General features: G+C 37.7%; 11 protein-coding genes. 3 read left to right on the top strand and 8 right to left on the bottom strand.

Annotation, left to right across the window (positions count from 1 at the left end; translation table 11 throughout):
- Positions 1 to 1101 precede the first annotated feature (1101 nt).
- From QRN68_RS13550 to QRN68_RS13540, 3 genes are all read right to left on the bottom strand, one after another.
- A complete protein-coding gene (locus QRN68_RS13550; RefSeq protein WP_285397425.1) occupies positions 1102 to 2784 on the bottom strand; it encodes a methyl-accepting chemotaxis protein in 1683 nt (560 codons plus the stop codon).
- A 437-nt stretch (positions 2785 to 3221) separates the two neighbouring features.
- A complete protein-coding gene (locus QRN68_RS13545) occupies positions 3222 to 3659 on the bottom strand; it encodes a hypothetical protein (RefSeq protein ID WP_285397424.1) in 438 nt (145 codons plus the stop codon).
- 54 nt (positions 3660 to 3713) lie between these two features.
- Positions 3714 to 5165: a YndJ family protein gene (locus QRN68_RS13540; protein WP_285397423.1), complete on the bottom strand. Its 1452-nt coding sequence runs from the start codon at positions 5163 to 5165 to the stop codon at positions 3714 to 3716.
- Here QRN68_RS13540 and QRN68_RS13535 point away from each other — a divergent pair.
- The gene (locus QRN68_RS13535) at positions 5147 to 5518 is read left to right on the top strand and encodes a DUF4166 domain-containing protein (RefSeq protein ID WP_285397422.1); all 372 of its coding nucleotides are present in this window, start codon (positions 5147 to 5149) and stop codon (positions 5516 to 5518) included. The genes QRN68_RS13540 and QRN68_RS13535 overlap by 19 nt on opposite strands.
- A 28-nt stretch (positions 5519 to 5546) precedes the next feature.
- Here the strand turns inward: QRN68_RS13535 and QRN68_RS13530 are convergent, their stop codons facing one another.
- Positions 5547 to 5849: a DUF4166 domain-containing protein gene (locus QRN68_RS13530; RefSeq protein ID WP_285397421.1), complete on the bottom strand. Its 303-nt coding sequence runs from the start codon at positions 5847 to 5849 to the stop codon at positions 5547 to 5549.
- Positions 5846 to 6358, bottom strand: a complete 513-nt coding sequence (locus tag QRN68_RS13525) for a DoxX-like family protein (RefSeq protein WP_285397420.1) — start codon at positions 6356 to 6358, stop codon at positions 5846 to 5848. Before QRN68_RS13525 ends, QRN68_RS13530 begins: the two co-directional genes overlap by 4 nt.
- 592 nt (positions 6359 to 6950) lie before the next feature.
- Between QRN68_RS13525 and QRN68_RS13520 the strand changes: the two genes are divergently transcribed.
- Complete coding sequence (locus QRN68_RS13520) at positions 6951 to 8612, top strand: DUF6138 family protein (RefSeq protein ID WP_285397419.1); 1662 nt, start codon at positions 6951 to 6953, stop codon at positions 8610 to 8612.
- Positions 8613 to 8750: 138 nt separating this feature from the next.
- Here QRN68_RS13520 and QRN68_RS13515 read toward each other — a convergent pair whose 3' ends face one another.
- From QRN68_RS13515 to QRN68_RS13505, 3 genes are all read right to left on the bottom strand, one after another.
- The gene (locus tag QRN68_RS13515) at positions 8751 to 9275 is read right to left on the bottom strand and encodes a tubby C-terminal domain-like protein (RefSeq protein WP_285397418.1); all 525 of its coding nucleotides are present in this window, start codon (positions 9273 to 9275) and stop codon (positions 8751 to 8753) included.
- 87 nt (positions 9276 to 9362) lie between these two features.
- A complete protein-coding gene (locus QRN68_RS13510) occupies positions 9363 to 10469 on the bottom strand; it encodes a DUF4179 domain-containing protein (protein WP_285397417.1) in 1107 nt (368 codons plus the stop codon).
- Positions 10453 to 10995: a sigma-70 family RNA polymerase sigma factor gene (locus QRN68_RS13505; RefSeq protein ID WP_285397416.1), complete on the bottom strand. Its 543-nt coding sequence runs from the start codon at positions 10993 to 10995 to the stop codon at positions 10453 to 10455. Before QRN68_RS13505 ends, QRN68_RS13510 begins: the two co-directional genes overlap by 17 nt.
- Before the next feature lie 146 nt (positions 10996 to 11141).
- Here QRN68_RS13505 and QRN68_RS13500 point away from each other — a divergent pair.
- A partial coding sequence (locus tag QRN68_RS13500) for a hypothetical protein (RefSeq protein WP_285397415.1) occupies positions 11142 to 11447 on the top strand: 306 nt, incomplete at its 3' end.

The following is an 11447-nucleotide window of genomic DNA, read 5'->3' as shown; positions in this document are numbered from 1 at the left end:
ATGGCGAATCAGGGTGAAAGAAATCCTGGTGTTTCATTGGAACATAAATCATTCACAACTGTATAATTTTGGTTAATCAACACGTGTGTTATTTGAATAAAAACCTGTAAATCTGACGCTTTAAACCGGCATTCATTTTTTAATCATTCCTATACTTCAATTACAGGGGTTTAGTTGAATACAATCTTCCACAATCTGGCGCGATTGTGGAAGATCACAGGCATAAAATGATCAAACTTTTTTATAAAAGATGTATACTAATTCACAAGAGAAGAATCCGTTTTGATCAATCTTTTTTCAAAACGGATTCCTTTTATTTAACGTAAACTATGGGTTTGAAAGGTAATTTAGATCAAACACTCTTTTAAAGCCACACCTGCTTGATTAACAGACTTACAAAGTAGACTTGTTAACATCAGGCTGGAACGTAAAGGGGACAATCATCAATTTTGTTATGGCAAATGAAAAGCACCTCCTTCTATCGATACTCATCGTACCGGGAGATGCTGCTCACTTATACCATTATTTTGTGTACGGGCTTACAATTTTCACTCTCCATACAGAGAGCGACGTTGAGCAAGAGCCGTATGATACGTTAATACCGATTTCAATCCACTCTCCTCATACGAGAAGAGACTTTTTCATTATAAATACCTCTCCATATAGCACCATTTCAATCCACTCTCCCCATACGAGAAGAGACTACAAATTTCAACATAATATTAATAAATAAATCAACTTATTAACACAACAATTAATACATATAGTCTTTTTGAAATAAAACATTAAAAATTAAACACTCATTTTTAAATGAATTCTGGTGCGGATCCCTTTATAAAATTATGTTAGCTTGCTATTCGCACCTTAACTAATTATAACAAAACATTGTATTAAAAACCTAAAATAAAACTATTATTTCACATTCAATAGGCATTTCTTTCCATATTAATCCTCTCTCATAAGCCACATCACACCTTTTCAAACAAAACAAAACCAGCAATTACCCGATTCATTGTCGGCAATTGCTGGTTTCATTTTTATTTTTATCATTTTTTCATTTCATTATGAAGAAAGTCTATACAATTTTAGAGTTGTGCTGAGTTATAATTTAAACTTTTTAGTGAGGTCGTTTAAATTCTCCGCCATGTCCGCTAAATTTACTGAACTATTGTTGATTTCATCCATAGAGCTTGCTGCTTGTTCGATCGTTGCAGAGGTTTCTTGAATTCCTGCTGCTGATTGTTCGGATATAGCGGCAATTTCATCCACTGATTTATGAATATTAATAGTATTTTGTACTACGTCTTCTAGCTTTATCGACATGCTGTCAATATTCGTTGACATCGAGTACACGGCCTCTGCAATCTGGCTGAAAGTTTCATTTGTAGTGATGATTTGGGTTGTACCTTTTTCAACCTCGCCAAAGCCAGTTTCTAGTGAAGATGTCACCATGTTAGAATCTTGTTGAATTCTTTGAACAATGCCCGTGATATCGTCAACAGAGACAGCTACTTGTTCAGCAAGTTTACGAACTTCATCTGCAACGACCGCAAAACCTTTCCCATGCTCCCCTGCGCGCGCCGCTTCTATAGCAGCATTGAGCGCTAGTAAATTCGTTTGCGCAGCAATATCCTGTATAACAGCCACGATTTTTGAGATTTCCTGTGTTTGTTTACTTAGTTCGTCCACCTTATAAACAGCATCCTTCACAATGTGATGAATGGATGTCATTTGCTCAGTGGATGCGTCCATTAATCCTTGGCCCTCTTTCGTTAAAGCCATAACGTTTTGAGAATACTGATGAACATCCTTACTGCTGTTATTGACATCTGTCATCTTTAAGGTGAATTCAGCCATTGTTGTAGCTACATCTGATGCGTTACTTGCCTGCATTTCTGTGCCATTAGCAATTTCAGCTACTGTATCGACAATTTGTTCCGTACCAGTCTTCACCTCTGTCGATGATTGCATGAGCTCTTCACTATGCGCAGCTACATCATTTGATACTGTTTGAATTTGCTTTAATAAACGATTCAAAATATCCGACATCGTATTAGTCGCTTCCATAAGTTGCCCTACTTCATCTTCTGATTTCACAATAAGTGGAGGCTCACTTAGATCACCTTCAGTAATTTGTTGCATACGATTTGTCACTGTGATGATTGGTCTTGAAATTACTCGAGCACTAAACAATGCAATGATCATTGCAACGATAACAATCACAGCACCGACGATCGTACCTGTAAGCTGCTTAGTCTCTCCTGCTTTAATAATGTCTGCGCCCAACGCATTTATCGATTGCTTCCGTTCCTCGGCTAACCCCTCAAAGCCTTCACGTATTTCCGTAGCCTTTTCACTCATACTAGCTAAATTTTCCTTCGCTAATTCAACCTGGCCTTGATCATAAACTTTAAATACTTCTTCTCTAACATAGCGGGTCCATTCCTTAGCCATTTTTGCATATTTGTTGAAATCTTCCGAATCTGTCAATGCTAAACGTATTTTTTCATTTTCTTGAGCATGCTTTACATTATCTTCGAAAATTTCCTTATACTTGTCATCACCAGAAAGTATATATCCTCTAATTGCGGCAATTCTTAGCCCTATCGTTTGAGCTTCCTCATAATCAGTAATTAGTAATTGCAATTCTTCATCAATAATTTGTTCTGTTGCTTTATTACTTTGCTTGACTGCATAAAAATTGTAACCTATGTATAAAATCACAACTGCTACTACAATACTGAAGGAAAAAACGATTCTTTTACTAATTGACTTAAAGTTCATTTCAAATTCTCCTTATTTTCTAAATACAACATAAATGGGCCTAAACTGCCTCATCACCCATAATGTGTGGTTGATTTCCGTTCCAGCTGAGCGCTTTCCTATGGGCATCCGATATCTTCTAAGGAGTCGCCCAGCTGGCAACTAATTTACAAGGTATATGTCCGAACAAATGTCATCCACAACTTTTGGTGATAAGCCCCTAATCTTGAATTTTATCTATCAATATTAATCTACCATTTTTAAATAGGACTATGGCGATTTGTGAATTTTTCCTATATCAAATGAAATAACTAGGTGATTTTTATGTATTTTCTAGCATCTTCCATTAACATTATTAATTAAACGGATGAACTACTTTAAAATAGTCAAACAAGACTTTTGTTCTAAAAAAAGAACAGCCCTATAAATGAGCTGTTCCATTCGTAGAAAAACCATCATCAATCCCAACAATTAAATATAACGTCTCCAATTGTTTTACTATCAAAATATAAAATATATTTCCACTCTACTTCAGATAAGCTGTGTAACTCCTTATCTCGTGTTAACAAAGTATTGAGAGTGACAGCTTCAAAACATTTACACATCGGAAAATATTTATGCAAGTGAGTTTTTGTTACAAATTGAAAACTTAGTTCCTCATCATACTTAGCAAATGAAACATAGGGCATAAGTCTGTGATGTAGAATTGTAAATTGTTCATTCGCCAGTTGAATCACTGCTTGCATATAAACAAAGTGAGGATTATTGATAAATTTTAAGGTTTTCGCCCGCTTTTCACTTGTAACTAAATGATATACCATTGACTGGAATGTCCGCATATCCTGTTCAATTAAATGATCTGCATCAAAACCTGAAATTCCTTTTGTTAAACGCAACAAATCACCCCTGTCATTATGCTCCTTCTGCAAACAGACGCCTTCAATAATTATCTATTTCCTTGTAATTTGATAGTCAATTTGTAAAAATGATACACCAAAAATCCGCATTTTATGTACGGCAGTTAGTGTTGTTTCATCTTCTGCGGTAATAACAAAATGTTCATGTAAAGGAAGTCTCATTAAAAAACGATTAATCGCTAAATATATTCCTGCATCTCCAGCATGATTGCTTGTTAAATGTAAATCTCCATTATCCTCATATAAATATAACACCCCAATCATTGTTGAAAAAGGCAGTGGGAGCGCAATATTCATATAGGTTGTTTCCCCTGTTGTATGCTTTGAATAGATGGCAACAAAGGTAGTTTGTTTATCTATTTTCCGAATCCATGCACGTGGAGCTAGCCGCCCATCTTGCTGCTCATCTACTTTAACAATCATACCTGTCATCTCGATTTGCTTACTAGAAAAGGGCAAATTCAGTTGTTGCATGAAACGACTTAAGCCTTGATAAATCAAAGCAAACGGTTTAAACCATACTTTCCACTGTACAGATGCCTGCAAACGATACTGATTTGTTTCTTCATAAAAATGTGGAATCGCATGAGGGAGCTTTGCCGTTTCAACAAAGTCACTAAGCGCATCAACTAAACCAGGATACGGATCTTTTCGTTCTCTTAATTTCCCACGAATTTGGCTAACTGGAAAATGAAATTCTTGATGTTTCGATTCTGGAATAAAGATTGCCCAAGCCAGTACCCCCATACCACCAAAGAAAACACCATTTATGACCCCATGAAACTTAAGCATTTCTGGTATTCCTACATAGGCATTCCCTATCACATGACCAAATGCATACATGAACGACCATAATATTGTGATACATAGAGACCCATAGGAAATTCGTAAAAGCACACCTTGACCACGAGGGAGTTTCGTTTTTAGAGCAAGGAAAAATAAGCTGTAAATAGCAACGATATAAAGTGTCACTGAAACAATTTCTAAAATAGTAGAGAACGTTATTCCAAGTACAACAAGAAGCGGGCCTGCCAATAAAATAACAACGACCGCATTGTACCATCTACTCTTATGTATTCGCCCAAAAAGACCAATCGAAATCGCTAATAAACAAGCTGAATAATGAAAATGAATAGCTGTTAACCACGTTATCAATGATGAAAAACCTGTATCAATGTTGGCAATAAAAGCAAAAAACCAAAGTCCCCCAATAAATATGTAAATAAGCCCAACATCAATCGAAATCTCAGCCATATTTGTAAAGCCTCGCTGTAAAAACCGCTTCACACCTTGTAAAGCTATAAACGCCGTATAAAGTAAATAAATAAGCGCGAGAATAATCGCTATCCAACCTTCAGACCACCAGTGGAGCATCGTAATAGCAACCATCATCACAACAACAAGGGCATCACCGACTTTGTTAAAGTCTATAACCATTTTCACCATTGCAGGCACAAAAATAAGCTGTGCAACTGTCAGTAGCATTGTGGGAGCGTACTTTCTATTTTGCTAACAAAACAAGACATTTTGATGCGAGGATGACGATTGATCCAGTTCAAAAAATAGTTAAGGATTACCTTGGCTCTCCAGCTCTTTTTTATTCGGATTTGCATTTTGCGGTGACACGTGAGGGGAGATTGGTTATCCGTTCTGGCGTTCAACGATTTGTAATGCCTCAACTAGAATGTCCGATACCAAAAATGTTGGAGGGACGTGTTGTTGTTGAGGAAGGATTTGATGAGATAAGGAATGTCTTTACGATTCATGTGTCCATCCATAATCCATTGATAGGGAGGCTGATGATGTATGCTGGTGAATTTACGCAGCAATCTATGTAGCCCTGTCCTACTATTCGGGCTTGTGCTGTCAGTTATTTGTTATTTCTTTAACCCACAGCCTGAATATATGATGGACTTCTAGCTCTCCGCTTGGCAATGCTCGACAAGTATTACAAATTGTAAACGGCACATCTTCACCAGATTCAGGAAACAAAAATCTAGTTTTAGTCGCCATCGCATAAAAGGGACGCAGCCACTTTGCACCAGTCTCAATTTTATGCATTACACCAATAGCATAAAAAGGCTGTTCTACAGGTAATGCATAACGCTTTTGCAGCATTGGATGAAGTCGAGAAAAATCCTCACCTAATAAAGTTTGATAAATCGTCATGATGTTCCTCCTCGCTTTCGCTTACAGCTTTTCGCACTCGGCATATCTTTACAAAGTACAAACCCAATAATGGACAATACCCATAAAGCCAGATTGAATGTCAATGGATTGAACGGAGCAGTGGCAATCGTTTTATCTGCTAAAATGGCCCCTAATGTTAGAAGTGGAAATAGTAAAATTTGAGAGCCAAACAAGAAACGCTTCCCTCGAGGTAACAGCCAAAAAAGTGCAAAAATGACCTCTGCAATGCCAACCCCTCTTACAATTTGACTTACCTGACTGTTCTCTCCACCTAATAATTCCTCCATCATCATCACCTCAGTAGGATGCTGAATAATGATTTTCGGCACAAGGCCATGGTACAACCACACAAAACAAAAAAACACACTGATTAGAAATGTTAAAAAGAAACGACGATACTGAGAAAATGGATTTTCTCCCTTTTCGAGCCACCTTTTTAAGACATCAAAGCTAAGAGCTGTTGCCCAGCCCATTATTGGACGAAACACTCTATCAAATAACTTTCCTAATTTTCCATAGCGAACATCATAGTCATACTGTGTTAAAAATGTGAGTCCCTTATCATGAGGAATATACTGCCAGTACCCTTTCCCTTCTGCAATTGGTGATATTTTTTGAGGGCTAATGAGACCGATACTTTTAATTTGTTCCTCAAAGGAATTCAGTGAAATTCACCTTCTATCGATCGCTCTTTATTATTGAAATAAAATACCATTCGAAATTCAATATAATGAAAGCAACAGCTAATAATATTCTTTTAATCCCCAGATATTACTTACCTCCATTTGAAAATCGATTTATACTATTATAGCAGTAAATTGATTAATCACCATAAATTAGGGTTTAAGCATTAAATTCCAATAAAATAAAAATAATTGAATCGAAATGACGATTTGCCAAGTCTAATAGTCGGAAGGAGGCGATTTTCATTACTACAAAGTAAGTATTATTAGTAGAGTTAGCACAAAACGGAGATGAACAAGCATTTAAGATGTTCGCTTTTAGTGTAAAATATATCAAGTAGAAACATTACAGCTTTTACTTATATTAACTACAACACTATATTAGGAGGAGAGATCGTTGAATCAGGCAGCAGAAGCTTTGCTAAATAAGGTATGGAAAGAAATCACTACAATTTACGAACAAGAAAGCAAAAGAATCAATGAGTTTGAGGATCAAAGAACGTTACAAGCTGGAGTTCATAACTACCTCAGAGTGGCATGGAGAAAAGGCAAGTTTACTTGGTCTAAAGGTAAATTTCAAATAGATTTCTCCAAATTATCATTATCCAGCTCGAATAAATTCGGAGCAGATGCTTACATCATGGAGTTGACCGATGAACTTCTGATAGATGAGTTCTTCCCTGCCTTGTGCGGGCTTGTGGATGACCTATTCCGCTCGGAGGAACTAGGATCTCGTTTCTTTGATTACAAACTTGAAGTTGTATTTGAGTTTGAGTGGGAGAGGTCGAAATTAACCCTTAACAAACAGCTGTTGAATGAGCCCAAGTTGAACCAACTCCAAAACACGCTGGATCATTTTATTCAGACGAGGATTCTTTCTGATTCGCCCGTATTACCTGATGAGAAAGACGTTTTCTTTTTCGCCTATCATTTGGTCAATTCTGATCTAATGAAACAGGAAGTGGTAGTAATTGATCCGTTGATTCGTCGTCTCTCCGACAAGCTGAATACTAATCAAGAGCTCAAAAACGGTTTGATTAGTCGTTATACTTTGGCGTTAAAAAAATGGGTGAATGATTACTTTTTACTGCAGCATTTTACCCGATCCGGTGATTATGATATGACCTGGACTTTGAAAGAGGATCATCCTTCCGTAGATACTAGAGAAATGGATTTCTTTCTTTATGCGGCATTGCAAATTGGATTTACAGAGACGGATATCCCACAGAAATATATGGAACTTGCTGTACAATTGGGGTCTAAGGAAGCTGCAGATTATTTGAAAAATGGTAGCGGTAAATTTGCTCATACATATCGAGGAGAGCTGATAGAAGGCAGAAACAACGATATTACACAAACGATAGAAATCTGCATTCTTTCCGAAGAAGAACTTGCTTATAAAGAAGCGTTGGATTATATTATCAATCTTTTGAAACAAGCGTTCCCTAAAAGTTATCAGCTGAAGTTAAAGAGTAGCCAAAAGAACTTCCTTCCTTTGAAGGAACTGGCGAAGTCCGAGCTACATCAGTTTTTCGCCAATGCGCTTAGCTACCCTGCTTTGTTCCCGAAGCTTGCAGAATATGTGGATACAGCTATGGAAGAGTTCGCATGGTACGAGGATGTAGAGCCGAGCGAGGAATCGGTCATGCCAGGCACTTATGCAGCAATGGGCCTTGGCTTATACAGCGAAGATTATTTTCCACTAGTCTGTCGCTATATGGAACTCGTAGATACAGAGCATCAGTCAGCGCAGGATAGCTATGCGGAGACGTTTATTGAGGCACATGGCGTAAAGATAGAGCTTATGCCAGTAATTGTATCCATTTTGCTAGGAGGGATTGATGAAGGCACGTTGGTCAAAAATCTAACCATCGACAGTCCTGAGCTTGTCGAGGCGCTATTCGAGGCGCTGAAAGGCAAAGAAATTTATGAATACGAAATGGTATTGCGCCGGATTTTTGGAAGCATGGAGAAACTTGAAGCAGTAGCCCAAAAGGCACAACCGCCATTAAAAGAAGCATTGGAGCAGCTATTGGCGCTTCAAATCGAAATGACCTGATCTGCCACATTAAATAAGAGCATGTTTTGATTATTTTTTTTCAAAACATGCACTTTAGATTTGCTCCATACTTTATTACAAAGATTTATCACCTAACTTTTTCAGTTTATCTCCTACTTTTTCAAATTTATCGACATTTCACGCGCCAACAAACAACACTGCCTGTCCAATCGCAATAAAAAAGGCTTCATGCTGTATCGGGCTATTGTCTTCAATTTGCAGAGTAATTTCAAAATGAGTCTCACAAAAAATAGCCTGCCAACGTGCAATTGGTTGATCCTCTAGAGAAAATACGGACCAGTCTTCCATCTCTTTGTTCAGATTAATTTTTTGCTCGCCATCTGTAATGATTAAATCAGGGATCATAATTTGCCAGCCATCATAAGCAATCATATAGTCCTTCCCTGTGATGAAATCCTTGCCTTTGAAATGCACTCGGCCACGACGTGACACCTTTTTACAAGTGAAAAGAGGCTGACCAGCGACATCACTGACATCGAAACGCACAAAATAACGATAGTCCATAGTGCGGTCAAACGCTTTTTTCAATCCATTAGAATAAACGCGTTGAACCGTAGACGACACTTCCCCCGCTTCATTTAAAACTGCTACAGCCTCTGTTGACTCAATCGCCGCTGATTGTTTGTATGTATAAATTTTCAATCTATTCGCTCCTTCAAAACTCATGCTTTCTTAAAACTACCATAAAATAAGCGCCAAATACAAAGTTTGCATTTGACGCTTTTTTCATTATTTTTGTTGTGAAGGGATTTCTACTGTGAAAGGCTGGAATTTCACTTCTTTAAGGGATGATTTATCGAAAGGAATTTTCGTTTCTACCCCAGCATTATCAATTTGAACGCCACCACCACCTGAAGGAAGCATTAAATACGGTATAATAATTAATTTTTGAACATCTTTCGAAATCGGGTCAAAGGATTTTGTGCTACTAAAATTCCATAGACCATCATTGAAATGACCTTCTCCGCCACCTGAATGTGAAGTGATTTCTTTGCCATGTTCATCCGTGATACGGAATTCTATAAACGATGCGCCTACTTGTGCATTATCAATTGTTCCCTTTTCAGTCGCTTTATAGTCCAGTGATACACCTGAAGGACTCAATGAAATTTTGGAAACATCTAGTTGAATACCCTCTGCTTGTTGTTGATGGTTGATAGGAACATAAACAATATCCGTAATTTTTTTAATCGGTGCTGTAAATTCCCATCTTTCCCCTCCTTTACCTTCCAGCACTAAGCCCATGTCAAAGGAATCTGGCATGTCGTCCTTCACATCAAATGTCGCGATACCAGTACGAACTGTCGGACTTAAAACTTTTTCACCATAGGAACCAGAACTCGCCTCAGGATTTTTACCATTTATAGTGAAATCAAACCCTGCACCAAAGTATTCATTACTTAATTCCTTTTCAGAATCAATTGTAATGCCTACAGTAATATTAGATTCATCATAAAGTACTTCATCTACTGTTACGGAAATACCGTTAATTGTCTGCTTTTCTCCAATAGTGCTCGTTAACCCTTGTTCGCTTGCTTGTTTTAGCCCAAGTAAGCCAGAGTTACTAAATACCGACCCGACAATCGGTAACTGTGATAAAGTACTTGCAAACGTTGGTGATACATAGGCTGCAGAACCAATCATAATACTAAATGCGGCTGCCGTACTTGCTACATATAATAATGGTTTACGTTTACTTTTTCTTTTAATTTGGATAGGTGTTTGACTCATTTTCGTTTGCTCCTCTGCTTGTTGTATTCCTTTTGTAATCGATGCTCGTACCTCATCTCTTGGGAATTCTGGAAGGGGTCCGTTTTCATTAAATGACTTTTTCATTGAACGTTGCACTCCTTTCTAATTCTCGCTTCAACTGTTTTTTACCACGATGCAAATACGTTTTAATAGTGCTTACCGGCTTCTCCATTACTTCCGAAATTTCTTTAATCGGTAAATCGTGATAATAAAATAAAATAATGGCCATTTGTTGAGAATGATTCAAATGCTGTATAGCATCCGATAAATCAATGGGATTCGCACTGACATTTTCTTCATGTTGTAAACGATTTAATAATTCACTTTCTTCATAAGGAATAATTTTTTGCCCTTTTTTAAGTAATCGGTAGCACTCATTAATTAAAATACGAAACAGCCACGTGGAAAAAAATTCAGGGTGCTTTAGCTGATGAACGGTTAAATAGGCTTTACACGCCGCCTCTTGAATCGCATCCAGTGCATCCTCTTTTTGGCCAACATAAGAAAGCGCAGTATAAAATAGTTTTTCTTCCTCTAAAATGAGTAGCTGCTCAAACGCTTCCTTATTCCCTGCAATAGCCTGTTTGACGATTGAAATATTATGTTCCATGCTGTTTCCTCCTTTCAATACTTAGAGTAATTAACCCTATCAAAAGGTTTCACTTTTAAATAATTCTTTTTCTAATAGAATAAAATGGCTCTATATCAAATGTTGAAATGAAACGCAATATAAAGTTTCCCTAGCTGCTCGGTTCTTTGGCGCTTCTATCCGTCACTTCGACTCTTCTATCCACGACTTTGACTCTTCTATCCGCCACTTTCGCTTTTATCCGTCGCCTTGGCTCTTCTATCCGTCGCTTTGCATCTTCTATCCGTCACTTCGACTCTTCCATCCGTCACTTCGACTCTTCTACCGTCGCTTCAGCTCTTCTATCCGTCACTTTGGCTCTTCTATCCGTCGCTTTGACTTTCTATCCGCGACTTTGGCTCTTCTATCCGCCACTTTCGCTCTTCTATCCACGACTTTGGCTCTTCTATCCACGACTTTGGCTCTTCTATCCA

The organism is Lysinibacillus sp. fls2-241-R2A-57 (assembly GCF_030209535.1).
Classification (GTDB): Bacteria; Bacillota; Bacilli; order Bacillales_A; family Planococcaceae; genus Lysinibacillus.
Note: the sequence above shows the minus strand (reverse complement) of the source record. Positions and strands in the feature narration are given on the sequence as shown.